The organism is Dermabacter jinjuensis, from assembly GCF_902381725.1.
Classification (GTDB): Bacteria; Actinomycetota; Actinomycetes; order Actinomycetales; family Dermabacteraceae; genus Dermabacter; species Dermabacter hominis.
This window is the reverse complement of the sequence record NZ_LR698963.1, coordinates 1,027,245-1,047,454: the sequence shown is the minus strand read 5'-3', so window position 1 is coordinate 1,047,454 and position 20,210 is coordinate 1,027,245. Positions and strand designations below refer to the sequence as shown.

16 protein-coding genes and 1 tRNA gene are annotated in these 20,210 nt (G+C 64.0%); 10 read left to right on the top strand and 7 right to left on the bottom strand.

Going from position 1 to position 20,210, the window contains the following annotated elements; all coding sequences use genetic code 11:
• Positions 1 to 37: 37 nt before the first annotated feature.
• From FXY94_RS04520 to FXY94_RS04510, 3 genes are all read right to left on the bottom strand, one after another.
• Complete coding sequence (locus FXY94_RS04520) at positions 38 to 1,417, bottom strand: MFS transporter (RefSeq protein WP_016663837.1); 1,380 nt, start codon at positions 1,415 to 1,417, stop codon at positions 38 to 40.
• Between the two features lie 63 nt (positions 1,418 to 1,480).
• Complete coding sequence (locus FXY94_RS04515) at positions 1,481 to 2,188, bottom strand: YggS family pyridoxal phosphate-dependent enzyme (RefSeq protein ID WP_016663836.1); 708 nt, start codon at positions 2,186 to 2,188, stop codon at positions 1,481 to 1,483.
• Between the two features lie 113 nt (positions 2,189 to 2,301).
• A tRNA-Leu gene (locus FXY94_RS04510) sits at positions 2,302 to 2,374 on the bottom strand.
• 43 nt (positions 2,375 to 2,417) lie between these two features.
• Here FXY94_RS04510 and FXY94_RS04505 point away from each other — a divergent pair.
• Positions 2,418 to 4,640 carry a helicase-associated domain-containing protein gene (locus tag FXY94_RS04505; RefSeq protein WP_016663835.1) on the top strand — a complete coding sequence of 741 codons (2,223 nt, stop codon included), beginning with the start codon at positions 2,418 to 2,420 and terminating at the stop codon, positions 4,638 to 4,640.
• Between the two features lie 91 nt (positions 4,641 to 4,731).
• Here FXY94_RS04505 and gndA read toward each other — a convergent pair whose 3' ends face one another.
• Positions 4,732 to 6,192 carry an NADP-dependent phosphogluconate dehydrogenase gene (gene gndA / locus FXY94_RS04500; protein ID WP_016663834.1) on the bottom strand — a complete coding sequence of 487 codons (1,461 nt, stop codon included), beginning with the start codon at positions 6,190 to 6,192 and terminating at the stop codon, positions 4,732 to 4,734.
• Positions 6,193 to 6,355: 163 nt separating this feature from the next.
• On the opposite strand from gndA, the gene FXY94_RS04495 reads away from it, so the two are divergent.
• The 5 genes from FXY94_RS04495 (at position 6,356) to FXY94_RS04475 (ending at position 11,849) form a co-directional block, all read left to right on the top strand.
• Entirely contained in the window at positions 6,356 to 7,204 is an 849-nt protein-coding gene (locus tag FXY94_RS04495) for a hypothetical protein (protein ID WP_016663833.1), read from the top strand.
• Positions 7,197 to 8,870, top strand: coding sequence for a DNA repair helicase XPB (locus FXY94_RS04490; protein ID WP_016663832.1), 1,674 nt, complete (start codon positions 7,197 to 7,199; stop codon positions 8,868 to 8,870). Before FXY94_RS04495 ends, FXY94_RS04490 begins: the two co-directional genes overlap by 8 nt.
• A 114-nt stretch (positions 8,871 to 8,984) precedes the next feature.
• Entirely contained in the window at positions 8,985 to 9,542 is a 558-nt protein-coding gene (locus FXY94_RS10985) for a LapA family protein (RefSeq protein ID WP_016663831.1), read from the top strand.
• A gap of 73 nt (positions 9,543 to 9,615) precedes the next feature.
• Positions 9,616 to 10,335 (top strand): response regulator transcription factor, encoded by a 720-nt coding sequence (locus FXY94_RS04480; protein ID WP_016663830.1) that lies wholly within the window; start codon positions 9,616 to 9,618, stop codon positions 10,333 to 10,335.
• A 2-nt stretch (positions 10,336 to 10,337) separates the two neighbouring features.
• Entirely contained in the window at positions 10,338 to 11,849 is a 1,512-nt protein-coding gene (locus FXY94_RS04475; protein WP_101686645.1) for a HAMP domain-containing sensor histidine kinase, read from the top strand.
• On the opposite strand, the gene FXY94_RS04470 is transcribed toward FXY94_RS04475, so the two are convergent.
• Positions 11,842 to 12,684, bottom strand: coding sequence for an RNase H family protein (locus FXY94_RS04470; protein ID WP_016663828.1), 843 nt, complete (start codon positions 12,682 to 12,684; stop codon positions 11,842 to 11,844). The genes FXY94_RS04475 and FXY94_RS04470 overlap by 8 nt on opposite strands.
• Before the next feature lie 124 nt (positions 12,685 to 12,808).
• On the opposite strand from FXY94_RS04470, the gene FXY94_RS04465 reads away from it, so the two are divergent.
• From FXY94_RS04465 to FXY94_RS04450, 4 genes are all read left to right on the top strand, one after another.
• A complete protein-coding gene (locus FXY94_RS04465; protein WP_016663827.1) occupies positions 12,809 to 13,810 on the top strand; it encodes an LLM class flavin-dependent oxidoreductase in 1,002 nt (333 codons plus the stop codon).
• Positions 13,811 to 14,335: 525 nt separating this feature from the next.
• The gene (locus FXY94_RS04460; RefSeq protein WP_144245964.1) at positions 14,336 to 16,573 is read left to right on the top strand and encodes a Rib/alpha-like domain-containing protein; all 2,238 of its coding nucleotides are present in this window, start codon (positions 14,336 to 14,338) and stop codon (positions 16,571 to 16,573) included.
• A 107-nt stretch (positions 16,574 to 16,680) separates the two neighbouring features.
• A complete protein-coding gene (locus FXY94_RS04455; protein WP_051120620.1) occupies positions 16,681 to 17,169 on the top strand; it encodes a GNAT family N-acetyltransferase in 489 nt (162 codons plus the stop codon).
• A 4-nt stretch (positions 17,170 to 17,173) separates the two neighbouring features.
• Positions 17,174 to 17,530, top strand: a complete 357-nt coding sequence (locus tag FXY94_RS04450; protein ID WP_016663824.1) for a hypothetical protein — start codon at positions 17,174 to 17,176, stop codon at positions 17,528 to 17,530.
• 69 nt (positions 17,531 to 17,599) lie between these two features.
• Here the strand turns inward: FXY94_RS04450 and groL are convergent, their stop codons facing one another.
• The gene (groL, locus tag FXY94_RS04445; RefSeq protein WP_016663823.1) at positions 17,600 to 19,234 is read right to left on the bottom strand and encodes a chaperonin GroEL; all 1,635 of its coding nucleotides are present in this window, start codon (positions 19,232 to 19,234) and stop codon (positions 17,600 to 17,602) included.
• 313 nt (positions 19,235 to 19,547) lie between these two features.
• Positions 19,548 to 20,201: a LytR C-terminal domain-containing protein gene (locus FXY94_RS04440; protein WP_016663822.1), complete on the bottom strand. Its 654-nt coding sequence runs from the start codon at positions 20,199 to 20,201 to the stop codon at positions 19,548 to 19,550.
• Between the last annotated feature and the right edge of the window lie 9 nt (positions 20,202 to 20,210).

Here is a 20,210-nt window from a genome sequence, read left to right as displayed (position 1 = left end):
TCTAGTTACGGTTAATCCAACGACTTTCAGGGACGCGCTATTCCGCGCGGTGATGCGATTCGAGATAGGCATCGTCGGCCTCGAGCGCGACGCTCTCACCCGCCGCACCTGCCGCAATCGCCACCATCTCTCCCGTTTGCGTCCGCAGAATGCTCACGCCGAACGTCGTATCTTCGCTCTCGTCATTGAGGGCGTTGATGTCATGCACGCCATCGCGATCGATCCACAGACCCGCGAACGTCACAACCATGCCGAACAGGGCGAGGCCGCCCGCGAGGTAGAGCACCGCGGAAAACCCGAAGCCGGCGCTCAGAATGAATCCACCGAACATGACGCCGAGGGAGTTCGCGACATTGAATGCGCCGTGGTGTGAGGCGGCCGCGAGGGTGACGGACTTGCCGGCGTTCGTCATGAGCCACGCCTGCATGAGCGGGCTCGTGATCGAGCTCGTCGCACTCACGAGGAACACACCCACGCCGAAGCCCACTGGGTTTTCTCGCAGCGCAATGAGCAGTATGAACATCAGAATAAAGATCGGGAACACGATGAACAGACTCGCGCGGTAGGACCAGTCCGTGAGGTGCCCCGCGATCCAATTGCCGAGCGTCATACCCGCACCCGCGAGCGCGAGGATCACGGGGATGAGCAGCTTGTCGATACCGGCAACGCTCACCGTGACATCGGCGATGTATCCGTACATCGCGAAGAAGCTCGTGAAGCCCACGCATTCGATCACGAGGACCATCCACATGCGTGGCTGCTTAAACGCCCCGAGTTCGTCTTTGACGCTGCGCCCCTTTGGAGCTTCCTGCGGCGGGATCGCGAGGAACAGCAAGAGGATCGACAAGGCAAACACGCCCGCCACGATCCAGTACGCGGTTCGCCACCCGAGCTGCTGGCCGAAGGCCGTGAGCAGCGGGACGCCAAGCAGGTTGGCGACCGTGAGCCCCATCAGGGCAAGCGCAATGCCCTTGCCCTGGTTACCCGGTCCCATGACGTCGGCGGCGAGAAGCGCCGCTACGCCAAAGAAGGCGCCGTGCGGAAGGCCCGCAAGGAACCGCGCTGGAATAAGCAGGCCGAAGACGGGCATCGACGCCGACAGCACCGACCCCACAAGCAGCCCGAGCGCGAGCAGCATGATGAGTTTTGGCCGGGCGATCTTCACGCCGAGAAGCGACACCGTGGGGGCACCCACGACAACGCCGAAGGCGTACGCGCTCACCGCCCAGCCGGCCTGTGCGATGGCGTGCTCGGGATTCACGGCCATTTGCTCGGGAAGCAGCGAGTGAGCGATGTCAGGCAGGATGCCCATCGACACGAACTCGCTCGAGCCGATACCGAACCCGCCGATCGCGATCGCGAACAGGGCGAATGCACGCTGAAATGGCGTCAGGGTGTCGTAGGAAGTGGGGCGCACGAGAGTCCTTCGCGGGAGATGACGGGTGGGCCGATCCGCTGCGCGCCCTCGGGCCCGGATGCACTAGTGAGAATAGTCCCTCGGGCCGAACACTGCCGAGCCGACGCGAACAATAGTGGCGCCTTCCTCGATCGCGATCTCAAGATCGTTACTCATGCCCATCGACAGCTCCTTGACAGCCTCGATGCCGAGACCGTCGCGAAGCTCCCTCAACTGGCGAAGCGAGCGACGAATCTCCACCTCGTCGTCCGTGTTCGTGCCGATTGTCATGAGGCCCTCGAGCGCGAGCGAGTCACTTTCGGCGCAGCGCTCGGCGACCTCCCTGAGAACACCGAGGTCCGGCTCGTAGCCACCCTTCGACTCCTCGCCCGAGGTGTTCACCTGGATGAGGACTCGCTGCACTTTCCCGTCGTTCGCCGCGCGCTTCTCAATGCTCGTCAGTGCACTTTCGCGATCGATCGAGTGGACGAGATCCGCAAAGCGCGAAATGTCGCGTGCCTTATTAGACTGGATCGTGCCGATGTAGTGGCGCATGACTCCGGCCTCGTGCAGATCCTCGAGCTCGGCATGCTTGGCGAACTCCTGCTGGCGGTTCTCGCCCACGTCCACCTTGACGCCTCGCTTCTCGAAGAGCTCCACGGCCTCGCGAATCTCTTGAGCGGTGCGCGTCTTGGTCGCGAGCAGAATTAGGAGATCATCCATCGACCGCCCGCCGCGTGCAAGCGCCGCTTCAATCCGTGGTAGAAGTTCGTCGATCTTTTCGCTCATCATGTCTTTTCGCGTCCCTTTCGCCGTCGCTCCATGCACGGGCCATCGACTCTGGTGGCCCCATACAACCGTCATATCACGGCGGCGTGCGCGAAAGACGGGACCTGGATACGTCGCACCCCCAGTGGGACTCGAACCCACACTGAAAAGATTTTAAGTCTTCTGCCTCTGCCGTTGGGCTATGGGGGCATTGCCCGAAGGGCCCCTCCATCCTAGGGGATAGGCTGAAGGCATGGCCCGCACTCTTGCCGACGCCTTGAGAGAGTTCGATGACGCACGACTCATCGAGCTGTTAAACGCGCGCCGCGATCTCACCTCTCCCATCCCGCTTGGCATCGCCCCGCTCGCCGCGCGCGCCACACAGCCCGGCAGCGTCCACAGGGCACTCGGCAGTCTCGTTCTGCCCGAGCTACAACTCGCCGAGGTCTTTGCCGCCTACGCGGGGCCCGTGAGCCCGGAACAGCTCGCACGAGCCGTGAGCACCTCGACCGAGCAGATCGCGCCGCACGTGTACCGGCTCGCGACGCTCGGCCTCGTGTTTACGGATGAGAGCGGGCGCTCGCTTGTTCCCGTGCGCGCCCTCGCCGAGGCCCTCCCCCACCCCGCTGGCCTCGCCCCTCGCCTCTCGAGCGACCCGTCGCCAGATGAAGCCCGCACGATCGTCGAGGATCTTCCTGATTCACTTCGCGAAGTCGCCCACTCGCTCGCCTTCGCCCCGGCGCGTCTCACGGGCTCGCCGACCTCATCACTCGCGAAGCAGCTCTCGTCGGCACGTCTCATCACGAACGTCAATGGAGCCGACGGCCCTCGCCTGCTCATCCCACGCACCGTCCATCTCGCCCTTCGCGACGGCATCGTCCACCGCACTTTCGCCCACGCCCCCACCCCGGGCCCCGAAGCCGCACCCGAGCGCTTCGAGGGCGCCCGCGACGCCCAGGCCATCGAGGCGGCACTCGAGGCGAGCCGCATCGCGCACACGATCAGCACGTGGCACGCGGATCCACCGTCGGTCCTCAAACGCGGCGGTATCCCTCTGCGCGACGCGCGCCGCCTCGCCGCCGCCGCAGGCACGAGCCACGAGACGTGGACGAGCGTCATCCACGCCGCATGGGTCGGCGGGCTCATCGGCAACGACGGCGAAACGTGGCAGGTCACGCGCGAGTACGGGGAGTTTTCCGACGCTTCCCCCGCACGCCGCTGGGCCGACCTCTGCTCGGCGTACGTGCGCTCCAACTACCTCGGCGCGCTCGCCGGGACGCGCTTCGGAGAAGTCGGCCTCGACGGCTTCGCCCAAGGGGAACCTCGCACCGGCGAAACTCCGCGCGCTGCGCTCTCGGCAAGCGTCGGAAGAAAAGGCGTGAAAGTGCGCCGGCGCCACATGCTGCGCCACCTCGCGGACTACCCCGAGCGGGAAGCGAGCGCGGCGAGTCTCGCGGAATCGCTTGCGTGGGCGTTCCCCACGGTGCAGCGCGCAGCCCTGATCGAGGAGGCGTATGCCTTCACGCGAGAGGCCGAGGCATTCGGTCTCGTCGTCGACGGTGTGCCGAGTGCCCTCGCGCCCGCGGCCCTCGAATCGCTCTCGCTCGAGGAAGTGGCGGCACTCGACGTTCTCGAAGCTGCGCTCGACGAGAAGCTTCCCGAACCCGTCGACCATATCTTGCTTGACGCGGATCTCACCGTGACTGTGCCCGGCCTGCCCTCTGCGCGGGTCGCGGCGGTACTCGAATGGACCGAGGTCACGTCGCGCGGCGCCGGGGTTGTGGCGCGCGTGACCAGCGAGTCGATCGCGCGAGCACTGAGCGCTGGCGGCTCCGCCGATGCCCTCATGGAAGAGCTCGCGGCGCTTTCGCTCACGGGGGTTCCGGACGTGCTCGCCTACCTCGTGCGGGATGAGGCACGCAAGCGTGGCCAGGTCACCGTCGGCCCCGCGACCTCGTTCATCACGGGCGAGGAGGAACACCTGGATCGACTCATGGATTCGAGCGAGGCGCTCCGGCTCGGCCTCAAGCGACTCGCCCCGACCGTCGTGATCTCGAGTGGGGATCCTGGCTTCGTGATGGGGTCGGCGCGCGCCGCTGGCCTCGCACCTCTTGCCGCGGGCGGTCGTGGCGCGGCGGTGGATGAGCGCACACTCGGTTCGGTGCGCGGTGGGCCCGTGGGGCTTGAGCTGGAGGCCGACGGTCGCGAGCAGGTCCTCGATGTCGAGCCTTCCGAGGCGGTCGCGCGCATTCGCGCTGCCGATTCGGGGCGCCTGGAGGAGGTTAGCGTTCCTCAGCGCTTACTCGCGGCGATTGCCGAGGAGCGCGAGGTTCAGATCGGCATTGTTGACGGCCGCGGCAGCACGCGTGTGCTGCGGGTCGAGCCGCTCGCGCTCGAGGGCGGGAGGCTGCGTGCGCGCGATGTGGAATCGGGCGAGGAGTTCACGGTGCTGATTCACCGGGTGCTCCTGCCGTAGCCCTTCCCTACTTTGTGAATTGCATAGGGGTTGTGGGGGTTTCGTTGCGGCGAATAACCCCCGCAACCCCTATGCAATTCAGGGGAAAGAGTCAGTCCTGACGGGTCTCCGTGCGGTCACCCGTCCACTCCACGTGGTACGAGCCCTCCGCATCCACGCGCCGGTAGGTGTGCGCGCCGAAATAGTCGCGCTGCGCCTGCACGAGGGCCGCGGGGAGACGCTCGGCCCGCACCGCGTCGTAGTACGCAAGGGTCGAGGAAAACACGGGCGCCGGAATTCCGACGGCTGCCGCAAACGCGACGATGCGACGCCACGCGGGGATGCACTTCGTAATTTCGGCGGTGAAGTACTCATCGGCAAGGAGCAGCGGAAGCTCGGGGTTACGCTCGTAGGCCTCGGTGATGCGGTTGAGGAAGCCCGCGCGAATGATGCAGCCGCCGCGCCAGATGCGCGCCATGTCACCGAGCTTGATGTCCCATTCGTATTCCTTGGCGCCGGCCTTGATCTCGTCGAAGCCCTGGGAGTAGCTCACGAGTTTCGCGGCATACAGCGCCTGCTGGAGGTCGCTGATGAACTGCTCGGCGTCGTCGATCCTGATCGTCTGCGTCTCGCCCTTGAGGACGGCACGTCCGGCCTCCCGCTGCTCCGTGCCACCCGAGGTCGAGCGCGCGAAGGTCGCTTCGGCGATGCCGGTGACGGGGATGCCGAGGTCGAGGGCCGTCTTCGACGTCCATGCGCCGGTGCCCTTCTGGCCAGCCTGGTCGAGGATGATGTCGACGAACGGTTTTCCGGTCACGTTGTCGGTGTGGGTGAGCACGGCCGCAGTGATCTCGATAAGGAAGGAGTTGAGGTTGCCCTCGTTCCACTTCTCGAAAACCTTGCCGATCTCGGGGGCATTCATGTCGAGCGCCTTGCTCATGAGGTCGTAGGCTTCGGCGATGACCTGCATATCGGCGTATTCGATGCCGTTGTGGACCATCTTCACGAAGTGGCCGGCGCCGTTCTCACCAACGTGGGTGCAGCACGGGACGCCGTCCACATGGGCGGAGATCTTCTCGAACATCGGGCCGAGACGGTCGTAGCTTGCCTTCGACCCGCCGGGCATAATCGAGGGGCCGTTGAGGGCGCCTTCTTCGCCGCCGGAGACACCCGAGCCGACGAAGTGGAGGCCGCGCGCACGAAGCTCCTGCTCGCGGCGCACAGTGTCGGTGAACAGAGCATTGCCGCAGTCCACGATGATGTCGCCCTCGTCCATGCGGGTCGCGAGCTCTTCGATCACGGCGTCGGTGGCCTTGCCGGCCTTGACCATGATGATCGCGACGCGGGGCCTCTGAAGCGAGGCGACGAATTCGTCCATGGTTTCCGCGGGCACGAACTCGCCGTCCTGACCGTGCTCAGCAATCACACGCTCGGTCTTTTCCACGGAACGGTTGTGAATCGCCACTTTGAATCCGTTGCGGGCAAGGTTACGGGCGAGGTTCGAGCCCATGACCGCCATGCCGGTCACGCCGATGTCGGCGACAGAATGGGGGGCGGGATCAAAGTTGGCCATGCTCGTGCGGCTCCTTCGGTATATGGGACTGTGGCGCAAGGTGGCGCTCGTTCACGAACAGTCTAAAAGCCTGTGCTGTGTACAGCCCCGATACGCAATAATGGGGGCCGACGGTCCCGGTCTTAGCATCGGGGTGCCATAAGCCGACCAGAGGAACAAGAGCATGACGGATCCGTACACCCCATCTCCTGGGACGTTCAGTAACCCATCAACGAACCAGCAGCAGTACCAACAACCCCAGTACTCACCTCAGGGGCAGCAGCCGAATGTGGGATACGCCCCGGGCGGCGCTTATGATGGCCCCGCCCCCGGCACCGACGTCGGCAACGACATCTCGAAGTCGTTCTCGTGGGCGTGGCAGGCCTTCACAAAGAACTGGGTCGCACTTGTCGTTCCCGGTGTGATTTGGGGAGCCATCTACCTCTTCATCCTTGCGGTGTTTTTCGTTGGCTACTTCGCTTCGATCGCGGCCATGGCCAACGCTTTCGAATCGAGCGAAAGTAACGGTACGGACGCCCTGGCTATCATCATTTTCATCCTCGTCATGTACGCCATCATGATCCTCATCCAGCTTCCGCTCGCCGCGTGGATGAGCGGCGCTGCGAGGTCGGCTGGCCTCGTGGCGCGAGGGCAAACCCCCACCATCGGCAATGGGCTCTTCCACTGGAAGACCTTCTTCACCTACATTCTTTACGTCATCCTCTCGTTCATCTCGATCATCATTCCCCTCATAGGCCCGCTGGCCTGCATGTTCTTCTTCTCGCTCGCGCCGCATCTCTCAGCGGGGCGCGACGCGGGACCGATCAGCGCCTTCAAAGACGCAGCGAACAAGGCCCTCGCGAAGCCCGCGCACGTGATCCTCACCTGGCTCGTGACCTCTGCTCTCGCTTTCGTCGTCACCATCACGGGAATTGGCATGCTTCTTATTCCCGCGGTGCTACCCTTCATGTCGCTCTTCTCCATGTCGATGATCAACCGCATCGAGGGCAAGCGCCCGGCCCCCGTTGTCTAGGGCGGGGAGTGCGGGCACAGGCGCTCTCATCGTCCAATCCGATAAATCGATCCTTCTCGAGGTTGCCCACCCGGCGGCAGAAGAAGCACGCGCGTCGATCGCGCCATTCGCTGAGCTCGAGAAATCGCCCGAGCACGTCCACACGTATCGGCTCACGAACCTGGGGTTGTGGAATGCGAAGGCTGCGGGTTTCGATGCGGAATGGGTCGTCGATGCCCTCCTCACGCATTCGCGTTTTGCCGTTCCCAACGCGCTGCTCGTGGACGTCGCCGACACGATGGAGCGCTACGGCGTTCTGAGCCTCCACAACTCTCCCGCGCACGGCCTCGTGCTCCTCGCGAAGGATCAGACGATCCTGACGGAAGTTCTGCGCTCAAAGCGCATCGCGCCGCTCGTGGGGGAACGCATCGATGACACGACGGTGACTGCTCACCCCAGTGAGCGCGGCGCGCTCAAGCAGCAGCTCCTCAAACTGGGGTGGCCCGTCGAGGATCTCGCGGGTTTCGTGGACGGCGAGAGCCACCCGATTGCACTCACGGATTCCCCGAGCACATGGCAGCTTCGCCCATATCAGCGCGAGGCGGTTGAGCACTTCACGAAGGGTGGCAGCGGCGTTGTCGTGCTCCCGTGCGGATCGGGCAAGACGACCGTAGGAGCGGGCGCGATGGCGGCGCTCGAGCGCACGTGCCTCGTGCTCGTGACGAACACGGTTTCCGCCCGGCAATGGCGCCGCGAGCTTCTCGAGCGCACGTCACTCACGGAGGGCGAAATCGGCGAGTACAGCGGCGCCAAGAAGGAGATCCGCCCGGTCACGATTGCGACGTACCAGGTGCTCACGTCAAAGCGCCGCGGTATTCATCCCCATCTCGAACTCGTGAGCGCCCGCGATTGGGGCCTCATCATTTACGACGAGGTTCATCTACTTCCGGCCCCCGTGTTTCGTATGACCGCCGACCTCCAGGCCCGGCGACGGCTCGGCCTCACGGCGACGCTCGTACGCGAGGATGGCCGCGAGGGCGAGGTGTTCTCGCTCATCGGCCCCAAGCGTTACGACGCGCCGTGGAAGCTCATCGAGGCGCAGGGCTGGATCGCCCCGGCGGAGATGACGGAGGTGCGCGTCACGATGTCGAGCTTCGAGCGCAAGGTGTACGTCTCGGCGGAGCCGAGGGATCGGCAGAGACTCGCGGCAACGAGCCCCGAGAAAGTCCCCGTCGTCGAGCAGCTCGTTGCGCGACACCGAGGTGAGGGCACGCTCGTGATCGGTCAGTATCTCGACCAGCTCGACGAGCTTGCCGAACGCCTGGCAGCTCCAGTCGTCACGGGCGACACTCCTCTCAAGGAGCGCGAATCGCTTTTTACGCAGTTCCGCGAAGGCGAGATCGACCTTCTCGTCGTCTCGAAGGTCGCGAACTTCTCGCTCGATCTTCCAGAGGCGAGCGTGCTCATCCAGGTGAGCGGCGCTTTCGGCTCGCGTCAAGAGGAGGCGCAGCGGCTCGGCCGGATCGTGCGGCCGAAGCGGGATGGGCGCGCGGCGCATTTTTATACGGTCGTGACGCGCGACACGCAGGACCAGGATTTTGCGCAGAACCGGCAAAGGTTCCTCGCGGAGCAGGGCTACGGCTACACGATCCTTGACGCGCGAGAGCTCAGAGGCGGGAGCGTCTAGCCGCCGCCCGGTTTTCGGCTTGAGGAGGATCCGACGCTTGCACGCCCACGATCCGGCGCTCTTCCGTCAGTTGCCTGTCACCGAATATTTGCTCGAAGCGGGTAGGCTTCACGTATGAACTCCAAGGAATACGACGGTTTCTCCGACTCTTTTCGCGATAGCACGACCGAGGGCGTCACGCGCGTGAACCCCGCGGGTGCGGGCGTGAATAACGCGGGCGCTGCGCCCTCGTCGCAGGCAACACCCAAGACTTCCAGCCTCGATGGAGCCGGGCAGGCGTCGGAACCTCGCACTACCCCGAGCACCCGCAGCGCAAAGGTTGAACCGGCCGCTCGCCCCACCCGGCAGGCGCATCAGCAGCCGATGTCAACCGCTACCCAAGAACAGCAGGCCGAGGCGCACGGGACTCAGCCCGCCCCGAAGTCGCGCATGGCTGTCGTGTGGGCCGCGCTCATCGTCGGCGCGATTTTGCTGATCCTCCTCCTGGTCTTCGTGATTCAGAACAACGTCTCCACCGAGTTCGAGTACTTCACGTGGCACTTCAACCTTCCGCTCGGCGTGGCGATGCTGCTCGCGGCCATCGCGGGGGCGCTCATCATGGCGCTCGCGGGGTCGGTGCGGATGATTCAGATGCGCTGGGAGCTTCACAAGCTCCGCCGCAACCAGAAGTAGCGGTTCGCCACACCCGCCCGAAGTCACAGGGAATATTCAGCAAAAATTCACCTTCGGGTTACACCATTGACCCATGAACACGGAGCAGGAGCAGGACTACGAGGCACGCCTTCTCGTAGTCGACGATGAACCGAACATTCGCGATCTTCTTGCCACGAGCCTTCGCTTCGCGGGCTTCGAGGTATTTGCGGCCTCCAACGGTGCCGAAGCCATCAAGCTGGCGACCGAGAACGAACCCGATCTGATCGTTCTGGACGTCATGCTTCCGGACATCGACGGTTTCACGGTGACGCGCCGCCTGCGCGACAAGGGCCATCACTACCCGATCCTCTTCCTCACTGCGCGTGACGAAACGAAGGATAAGGTCGCTGGCCTCACGGTTGGCGGCGATGACTACGTGACGAAGCCATTCAGCCTCGAGGAGGTTGTGGCTCGCATTCGCGCGGTGTTGCGCCGCACCCACGTTGGCGTGGCCGAGCCGAGCGAAAGCGCGCTCGTCGTGGGCGACCTTCGCCTTGACGAGGACTCCCACGAGGTTACGCGTGCCGATTCGCCGATCGACCTCTCCCCGACCGAATTCAAGCTGCTGCGCTACCTCATGCTCAATGCGGGCCGCGTCGTGTCGAAAACGCAGATCCTCGATCACGTGTGGGATTACGACTGGTCTGGCGAGGTGGGCATCGTCGAGAGCTACATTTCGTATCTGCGTCGCAAGATCGACGTCGTTGGTGAGCCCATGATCCACACGAAGAGGGGCATCGGCTACGTGCTGCGTCCTGCCGATCCGCGCTGACCTTGGCTCAAACCCCGAAGGCCCGCGCCTCCCGGGCCCAACGCCCAGTCTCTCTGTGGACTCGAATTGTCGCGCTCATCGCGCTCGTTCTCGTTTCGGGAACGATCGTGACGGGCGCGCTTTCGCTGTTTCTGCTCAAGCGCACGCTTATCGAAGGGGTGGATGCTGACCTCGCGGCGGCGGTGAGCCCTAGCGTCATCGCGAATCCTCGGCGCAACATTTCGCTCATCACGATGGGCTCGCCGAATGCGCAGTACACGCCCGTGGACTACGTGGTCGAGTGGCAGGATCAGTCCGGTGAGGTTCTGCAGCGAGTGGTGCAGGATTCCGACGGCGACCTGTCTCTCGAGTTTCCTTCGCTCACTCGCGAGGAAGTCATTTCCTTGCAGGGCAAGCCCTTCACCCTCGTCGCGGGCGACCGCGATTCGTGGCGAGTGCGCGCGATCGCGTCGAATGATCCGGATGGCCCCTCGGTTTTCGTGGCGCTTCCGCTACGCAGCGTCGACAAGACGATGAACGAGATGGCGCTCATCATCGTGCTCGTGGGCACGATGGTCGTGCTCGTTGGAGTGGGGCTCGGCGGGTACGTGCTCCACTATGCGCTCGAGCCGTTGCGCGATGTCGAGAAGGCCGCGAAGAATGTCGCGGCGGGCACGCTCGGCACCCGCATTCCCGTGAGTTACTCCTCGCAAGAGGTGCATTCACTGAGCGTCGCCCTCAACGAGATGCTGATCCGCCTAGAGAAGGGTTTTCAAGCGCAGGCTGAATCGCAAGCTGAGGCGCTCGCGAGCCAGTCGCGCATGCGCCGTTTCGTCGCGGATGCCTCACACGAACTTCGCACGCCACTCGCCGCGATTCGCGGCAACGGCGAGCTGTATCGCATGGGGGCGATGCCGAACGAAGAGGATGTCGCACAAGCGATGCGGCGCATCGAGGACGAAGCCAAACGCATGGGTTCCCTCGTCGAATCGCTCTTGAGGCTCGCGCGGCTCGACGAGCAGCGCTCCTTCGACCTTGTGCCGCTCGACGCGTCGGGAATCGTGAAGGATGTCGTGCAGGACTTGCGGGCACTTGATCCCACGCGCGAGGTTGCGATCGTGGATCTCGCGGGGGCTGTGCTCGCGCCCGAGGATGTGCCGCCGCTCGGTGTGCTCGGCGACGAGGCCGCGCTTCGACAGGTCATCGTGAACCTCGTGGGTAACGCGAACAGGCACACGCCGAAGGGGTCACCGGTCGAGGTGGCGCTCGGCACGGACCGCCAGGGGAAGGCCATTATCGAGGTGCGCGATCACGGAGAGGGCATCCCCGCCGATATTCGCGAAAGGGTTTTTGAGCGGTTCTTCCGCACCGACGAGTCGCGCCAGCGCCAGCAGACGCAGGGCGGCGGCGCGGGCCTTGGCCTCTCGATCGCGGCGACGATCATGCAGCATCACAACGGCACGATCTCGATTCATCAGACCGATGGTGGCGGGGCGACGTTCCGCGTGGAGCTGCCGGGAGCCACGCTCAGCTGAGTGCGCTCCACTGCTGATGGAGGATGCGCAACTCGTTACCGCCCCGCACCGTCACGATACGGAACTTCCTACCTGCGGCCTCGAGCACGGTGTCAACGAGGTGGAGGTGGGGGCCTATTTCGCGCGCGGTGACATCGCCGCTCACGCTCACGCCTCGGCCACGCAGCGCCTCGACGCCCTTCGCCCACTCCTCGGCGTTCATTGCGCGCGCGCGTGTATCGATGAGATGGGGATCCTCGCCGAGGCTCGCAAGCGGTGAGGCACTGTCGAGCCACAGGGAACGCTCGAGGCTGGCAGGCGTCGGAATCTCCTCCCCTGCGCCGGGCCGGGCAGCCCCCTGACCCGCACCTGCCCTGCTGGTGGCGCCCGTGAAGCCAGGCCCCTCGTTCGGCGCCGTGCCCTTTTGGTAGGCGGTCGCGGCGGCACGGGCGCGCTCGTCGGCGGCCTCGTTCATCTCGTTGCCCGCATGGCCCTTGACCCATTCAAAGCGGACGCTGCGCCCCTGCATCTCTTGGTCGATCGCCTGCATCAGCTCGACGTTCAGCACGGGCTTACCGTCTTTTTTCTTCCAGCCCTTCTTCTTCCACCCGGGCATCCATGTCGTGACGGAGTTGATGACGTACTGCGAGTCACACAGGATCACGAGGTCTTCGCCCGCGAGGCCGGCCTCGCGGCTCTGGCTGAGCAGCTCACGCACGGCGGTGAGCTCGCCAATATTGTTCGTGCCGTGGGCACTTCCGCCGGCGCTCCAACAGTCTTCGCTCACGTACCAGGCCCAGCCGGTGGGGCCCGGATTGCCGAGTGCGGAGCCATCTGCTGCTGCGGTAATCGTCATGGACATATTTTTTCACAGACACCAGCGGCAGGGCGCGCACGGAATAGAGACGCATGTGCGGGACGTTTGGTGAGAGTCCGACGGTTCCGCGCATCCATCGTGCGCACGTATGTGGAGGTTTCTTATGTCTAAGCGTCCCGACCTGGCAATTCTTGACCTTGTAGGCGTGAGCGAGGGGCAGTCCTTCGCGGAAGCGATCGAAGCGTCGATGAAGGCAGTCGAGCTCGCCGACGAGCAGGGGTATAAGCGGTATTGGTTTGCCGAGCACCACAACACCCTGAATCTCGCCTCGAACGCGACGTCTCTCCTCATTGACCGCGCGGCGTCCCGCACGTCGCGGATTCGGGTGGGCTCCGGCGGCATTATGCTGCCCAACCACGCGCCTCTTCAGGTCATCGAGCAATTCGGCACCCTTACCCAATTCCACGGAGATCGAATCGATCTGGGCCTTGGCCGCGCTCCAGGTACCGATCCGCTCACGGCGCAACTCCTTGGCCGCACGAGCGCCGAACCGGAGGATTTTGCGCGGGCCGTTGCTGATATGCAGGCGTGGGCGAGCGATGACACACTCTCGCGCTACCGGATCGGAGCTTACGTGGCGCAGGGGACGAATGTACCGATGTGGGTGCTGGGCAGTTCGCTTGCCGGCGCTGGCCTCGCGGCACGGCTCGGATTGCCGTTTGCGGTCGCGAGCCACTTCGCGCCGTTCCAGTACAAAGAAGCAATCGCGCTGTATCGCCGCGAGTTCAATGCCGAAGCACCTACCGCGCAAATCGATGAGCCCCACGTGATGGTAGGCGTCAACGTTTACGTTGCGGCAACGGACCAGGAAGCCGAGCGACAGTTCTCGACTCTCCAACAGGCCTTTGCGGCGCTTGGGACAGGCAAGCGTCAGCTCATTCAGCCGCCCGCCGAGATTTCGGCTCTGCTGCCGGCACCCGTGCTCGAGCGCGTGAACGGAGCACTCGCGGTGCGCGCGGTGGGCTCTCCCGCGAAGGTTGAAGCGGAGCTTTCGCGTCTCGCGGAGGAGACCCACGCCGATGAGTTCATCGTGTCGAACTACTTCCACGACCCCGCAGCGCGGTATGAGAGCCAGCGCCTGCTTGCGCAGGCGTGGCTTGGCTAAGGGGCGGACTTACGTCCCTCCCGTCACCCTTTCTCAGATAACGATTTTGTTACCAACGTCGACCGGCGGTGATGGCGTGGCGCGCCCACTAGCCGGGTAGTGCCCTAAAGTAACTTTTAGAATGGTTAACATTAAGCAAATATACGTCTTTCTTTTATGAGTTTTCGACTTTTCCATTCCTGCCCCCAATAGCCCGCACCACATTCTTGCCGACCTTTCATTACAGTAATGATAGGCGTTCTGCGACGCTGCGATCTGCACCTTTGCATGACAGCGTCACGACCAAGCCCCACACCACCACCCACTAACCCGTAACATTGTCGTAACATTTGCTATAGCGCCGCTTCTGGTGGAGACAGCTATCGTCACATCCCGAACACCCCTCCGACCATCACGGTGTCACGTGAACCTGCCGCACCAGCATACTCACCCCCAGGAGCACCCCTCATTTCCCGAGAAATTGCGCACTTCACAAACGATTTAAAACCGGTTAGCGTCATTTTTGGACGTCCGCAACGGTGTTGTGTGGCGAATCTGTTTGCTCCTCAAACGACGAAAGTTGGAGAACTCATGGTCTTCGATGCTTTCCGCAAGCGGAACAGCCACCGCGCGGATTCCTCAGTTACCCCCATGTGGCGCCGCGGTGCCGCAGCCCTCGCCGTCGGCGCCGTCCTAGGCACCTCCGGCGTTGTTGGCACTTCCGCCCTCGCCGCTACGAACGCATGCGCTACCGAAGGTGGCATGACCACGGGCCAGCCCACCGCGGAAGAGGCTCAGGCTGCCGCTGACCGGGCGAAGGCCGCTGCTGATCAGGCACAGGCCACCGCAGACGAAGCTGCTGCCGCAGCCGACGCCGCCGCAGCCGACGCCAAGAAGCTCCAGGACGCCGCCGACCAGGCACAAGCCGAAGCCGACCAGGCACAGGCCACCGCAGCCGAGGCAGCCGACGCTGCCAAAGCAGCGGCCGCAGAAGCTGACAAGCTTCAGACCGCCGCTGAGACTAAGCAGGCCGCAGCCGACGACGCCGCCAACCTTGATCAGCAGTCCCAAGAGCGCGCCACCGAAGCAGCCCAAGCCCTCGAGCAAGCGAAGAGCGACGCCGCCCTCGCGGTGGGAACCCCTGATGAGGCAGCGGCTAACGCCGCGCTTGCGGAGGCACAGAAGAAAGCCGATAAGGCGCAGGCGCTGGCCGACACCGACGCCAAAGACGCAGAGCAAGCACAGAACGATGCCACCGAGGCACGTAACAAGGCTGACCAGGCAAAGACCGACGCCGAGAACGCACAGGCCGAAGCCGATAAGCTGCAGACCCAGGCCGACGAAGACGCCGCCGCCGCTAAGCAGGCACAGAACGAGGCCGACGAGGCAAAAGCCGCAGCCGACCAGGCCCAGGCCGTAGCCGACGAGGCTAAAGCCGCCGCCGAAGCCGCCGCTGCAGAAGCCGCCAAGCTCCAGGCCGCGGCTGAGGAAGCGCAGAGGATCGCCGACGAGATCGCTGCTGGTCTCAAAGCGAAGGACATGTGTCAGCCTGTGTACGCAGAGGTGACCGTCACCGAGGGCGAGACCGCTTACGTTGCCGCTCCTGCCTTCACCGACGAGGAGACCGGCGAAGAGCGCGACATGCCTGAAGGCACCACGTTCGCCCTCCAGGCCGGCGACATCGGAGGTGTGGAGATCGACGCCGAAACCGGCGCCATCACCGTCCACGCCACCTACGCCGCCCCCGCCAAGAACGTCTACGAAGTCCTCGTGACCTACCCCGACGGCTCCACCGACACAGTCGCCGCAACCGTCAACGTCACCGAGACCCCGCAGGCAAAGACCTACCAGCCGGCCTACACCGAGGTCACCGTTGAGCAGGGCGAAACCACTTACGTTGCCGCTCCTGCCTTCACCGACGAGGAGACCGGCGAAGAGCGCGACATGCCCGAAGGCACCACGTTCGCTCTCAAGGACGGCGACATCGAAGGTGTGGAGATCGACGCCGAAACCGGCGCCATCACCGTCCACGCCACCTACGCCGCCCCCGCCAAGAACGTCTACGAAGTTCTCGTGACCTACCCCGACGGCACGACCGAGGTCGTTGTTGCAACGGTCAACGTTGTCGAAACCCCACAAGCTAAGCTCTACCAGCCGGTGTATGCACCTGCCGAGGTTGAGCGCGGCAAGGTTGGCACTATCGCAGCTCCGAAGTTCACCGATGAGGAGACCGGCGAAGAGCGCGACATGCCCGAGGGCACCACGTTCGCTCTCAAGGACGGTGAGATTAACGGCGTCAAGATCGACGAAAACACCGGTGAGATCACCGTTGAGGCGACCTACGCAGCTGTCGAGAACGTCTACGAAGTTCTCGTGACCTACCCCGACGGCTCGACCGAAGTTGTAGTCGCGACGATCAATGTCACCGACACCCCGGTTGATGAGCCCGGCAAGCCCGGTGAACCCGGTGAACCCGGCAAGCCCGGCGAGCCTGGTGAACCCGGCAAGCCTGGCGAACCCGGTGAACCCGGTGAACCCGGCAAGCCTGGCGAACCCGGTGAACCCGGCGAGCCTGGCGAACCCGGCAAGCCCGGTGAGCCCGGCAAGCCCGGCCAGCCTGGTGACAACGGCATGACCAAGCCGATCAAGAAGGTTCCGGCTAAGGGTGGCAAGCACGCCCTCCCGCGCACCGGTGCTGAGACCGGCGGTCTCCTCGCTGCTGCTGCCTCGCTGATCGCAGGTGGCGCGGCCCTCGTGACCCGCCGCCGCAAGAGCGAGCAGTGAGCTAATGCCTCACGCACCGTTCAATAGTTGAACACACGGTGTGGCCCCCACTTCTTCGGGAGTGGGGGCCACACCCCGTTAACGCCACACCCCGTTAACATCGAGACATGAGCGAAGAAGTGCGCATCATTCGCGTGAGTCACAGCGACCCCCGGGTCAGTGCCCTGCACGCCGAAAAAGACGCCGAACTCGAGCCTCGCTACCGCGCCTACTACGCCGCCCACCCCGAATACCAGGGCCGCAGCGACGAAACCCTCGACCCAACCACCATTCTCACCACGCTCCTCGCACTCAAAGGCGACAGTGCCGTTGGCACGGTTATGCTTCGTGCTCTTGCCGACCGCTTCGAAGTAAAACGACTCATCGTCGGAAAGAAATACCGAGGCCAAGGCATCGCTACCCAGCTCATGGAGCACATCGAAGAGGAAGCCTCGACCTGCGGCGCAACCGCGCTCTACCTCCACACCGGCAGCCTCCAGCAGGACGCGATCAGCCTCTACACGAAAACGGGATGGCAACGCCTCCCCCAGCTCTTCGCCCCCTACAAAGACGATGGTGTTTCCCAGTGCTACGTCAAGGAGCTCGTGCCACACTAAGGCCATGAACAATAACGCCGCTCCCGAAGAGCACACCGCCGAACAAAAAGCAGCCCTCGAACGCCTGACCGTGGCTCAAGAAAACCTCGTGAAGTCCCGCGAAGCATACGAGAAGGCCGTCGAAGGACTCGAAGCCATCAAGGCGTACAACGAGGCCATGAAGCCCCTCATGGAGTACTACGACAACGGCTGGCTCGCTGATGTCACCACAACCGAATCGATCTACGAGCGTCCCGAAGCTGCCGGCGAAGACGAGATCTGGGACATGCACGGCGGCCAGTATGAGCTCATGCGCGAACTGCTCGCCGTTTCCTCGCACTTCTTCGTGCGCGTCCCCGGCGAAGAGGAGCAGGAAGACTAGCGCCCCCACCACGACATAAAGGAACCCTCGCACTCGAAAGTGCGAGGGTTCCTTCTCATTAGCGGGCGATCACATCATGCCGCCCATGCCTCCCATGGCATCCATCTCGCCGCCGGCAGGAGCCTTCACCGGCTCCGGCTTGTCAGCAACGACAGCCTCGGTGGTGAGGAACAGGCCCGCGATCGACCCAGCGTTCTGAAGAGCGGAGCGCGTCACCTTCACCGGGTCGAGCACGCCAGCCTCAATGAGGTTCTGGTACTCGCCCGTTGCGGCGTTCAGGCCCTCGCCAACCGGAAGCTGCTTGACCTTCGATGCGACGACGCCACCCTCAAGACCGGCGTTCGAAGCGATCTGCTTGAGCGGCGCTTCGATCGCGACCTGCACGATCGATGCGCCGGTCGCCTCATCGCCCTCGAGCGAAAGCGACGCGAACGCGTCCTTGCCCGCCTGGATCAGGGCAACGCCACCGCCGGCGACGATGCCCTCCTCAACGGCAGCCTTCGCGTTGCGCACGGCATCTTCGATGCGGTGCTTGCGCTCGTTGAGCTCGACCTCGGTTGCGGCACCCGCCTTGATGACGGCCACGCCACCGGCGAGCTTCGCGAGGCGCTCCTGGAGCTTCTCGCGGTCGTAATCCGAATCCGAAACCTCGATCTCGGCGCGGATCTGCTTCACGCGGCCGGCGATCTGGTCGCCGTCGCCCGCGCCCTCGACGATGGTCGTCTCATCCTTCGTGACAACCACCTTGCGGGCACGGCCGAGGACGTTGAGGTCGGCGGTCTCGAGCGACAGGCCAACCTCTTCCGAGATCACGGTGCCACCGGTGAGGATCGCCATGTCCTGGAGCATGGCCTTGCGGCGATCGCCGAAGCCGGGAGCCTTCACAGCAACCGACTTGAACACGCCGCGGAGCTTGTTGACGACGAGCGCGGGAAGCGCCTCACCGTCGACGTCCTCGGCGATGATCACGAGCGGCTTGTTTGCCTGGATGACCTTGTCGAGAAGCGGCAGGAGGTCCTTGAGCTGCGACACCTTCGACGAGGTGAGCAGGATGTACGGGTCTTCAAGAACGGCTTCCTGGCGCTCCGGATCGGTCACGAAGTACGGCGAAATGAAGCCCTTGTCGAAACGCATGCCTTCGGTGAGCTCGAGCTCGAGGCCGGTCGTGTTCGACTCCTCGACCGTGATAACGCCTTCCTTGCCGACCTTGTCGAGAGCCTCGGCGATAAGCTCGCCGATTGCCGGGTCAGCGGCCGAGATCGCGGCGGTGTTCGCGATCTGCTCCTTCGACTCAATCTCGACGGCCTGCGCAATGAGCTTCTCGCTCACGGCGGCAACGGCCTTGTCGATGCCGCGCTTGAGAGCGATCGGGTTTGCGCCCGCGGCAACGTTGCGAAGGCCTTCCTTCACGAGGGCCTGCGCGAGAACCGTAGCGGTCGTCGTGCCATCACCGGCAACGTCGTCCGTCTTCTTCGCGACTTCCTTGACGAGTTCCGCACCGATCTTTTCGTACGGATCCTCGAGTTCGATTTCCTTAGCGATCGACACGCCATCGTTCGTGATGGTCGGTGCGCCCCAGGACTTTTCGAGGACGACGTTGCGCCCCTTCGGCCCAAGGGTCACCTTCACGGCGTCAGCGAGCTGGTTCATGCCCCGCTCGAGGCCGCGGCGTGCTTCTTCGTCAAATGCGATGAGCTTTGCCATGAGTGGTAACTCCCAAAGTGTGTGAGTGTGCTCCAGCCAGGTGCCCGCGACGGACGAGCCTTGCCCTCCCCTTCACGTCTGGGTCGGTGGGGCTCTCACCTCACTGGAAAGCTCGCGGCGGCGTGTGTGGTGGGTCCGACGGTTGCCGGAGATCCGTTGTCACTCACGCCAAGCGAGTGCTAACCCATCATAAGCACTCTGAGGCGAAGAGTGCTAACGCTCGCTGAGAATTTCTCTGGGAGCGTGACGGCACACCCCCGCCGCGCCCCTCGAGGCGCGCGTCGCGGAAGTTATCGACGCCCTGCGGCAGTCTTTACTCGCCGTCGCCGCCCTGCTCCGCACCGTCGATCTCGGCGAGATCACCCGGCTCCTCAACGATGACGACCGTGATGTTCGCCCTGTACTTATCGGACTTTTCAGCCTCGACACCGACGTACTTCGCGAGGGCCTCGGCGGTCGCCTTGTCCTCGTCGTTCTTGTAGTAGACGCCGGCGTTCTTGGCGCGTTTGCCCGTATCGGTATCGACCTTGGTCCAGCCCTGCTCTTCGAGAGCCTTCTGCCAACGGCCAGCCATGCCCTGCTTCCGCTTGCCATTGAGCACGAGAACCGGAGCTTCGCGATTGACTTCAGGGGCTGCTTCCTCGGAAGGCTCTTCGGTAGCGCCCTCGCCACCGTTATCACCCTCGCCACCATTGTCGCTCGCGGCAGGCTTTCCATCACCGGAATCCGCCGGGGCCGACGTCGATGACTCCGCTGGAGCGGGAGCACCCTCGCTCCCCTTGCCCAGACCCGACACGGCCCACAGAACGAGTGCGAGCGCAAGCAGCGCCGCGACGATCACGATGATCGTCGAAAGATTCCGCTTGAAAAACGGCTCCTCAGCACGGTGCGCGCCGTGGGCGCCCACCTGATCGGCCTCGCGGTCAAACTGGTCCGGTTCGTACGGGTATGTGCTCTGATCTGCCACGAGGTCATG

Bases quoted from the DNA above. Each gene is read 5' to 3' on its own strand.
- groL (WP_016663823.1), bottom strand. From the start codon at position 19,234: ATGGCAAAGCTCATCGCATTTGACGAAGAAGCACGCCGCGGCCTCGAG.
- FXY94_RS04515 (WP_016663836.1), bottom strand. From the start codon at position 2,188: ATGATGAGCGAAAAGATCGACGAACTTCTACCACGGATTGAAGCGGCG.
- FXY94_RS04450 (WP_016663824.1), top strand. From the start codon at position 17,174: ATGAACAATAACGCCGCTCCCGAAGAGCACACCGCCGAACAAAAAGCA.
- FXY94_RS10985 (WP_016663831.1), top strand. From the start codon at position 8,985: ATGAACTCCAAGGAATACGACGGTTTCTCCGACTCTTTTCGCGATAGC.
- FXY94_RS04455 (WP_051120620.1), top strand. From the start codon at position 16,681: ATGAGCGAAGAAGTGCGCATCATTCGCGTGAGTCACAGCGACCCCCGG.
- FXY94_RS04465 (WP_016663827.1), top strand. From the start codon at position 12,809: ATGTCTAAGCGTCCCGACCTGGCAATTCTTGACCTTGTAGGCGTGAGC.
- gndA (WP_016663834.1), bottom strand. From the start codon at position 6,192: ATGGCCAACTTTGATCCCGCCCCCCATTCTGTCGCCGACATCGGCGTG.
- FXY94_RS04480 (WP_016663830.1), top strand. From the start codon at position 9,616: ATGAACACGGAGCAGGAGCAGGACTACGAGGCACGCCTTCTCGTAGTC.
- FXY94_RS04505 (WP_016663835.1), top strand. From the start codon at position 2,418: ATGGCCCGCACTCTTGCCGACGCCTTGAGAGAGTTCGATGACGCACGA.
- FXY94_RS04470 (WP_016663828.1), bottom strand. From the start codon at position 12,684: ATGACGATTACCGCAGCAGCAGATGGCTCCGCACTCGGCAATCCGGGC.
- FXY94_RS04495 (WP_016663833.1), top strand. From the start codon at position 6,356: ATGACGGATCCGTACACCCCATCTCCTGGGACGTTCAGTAACCCATCA.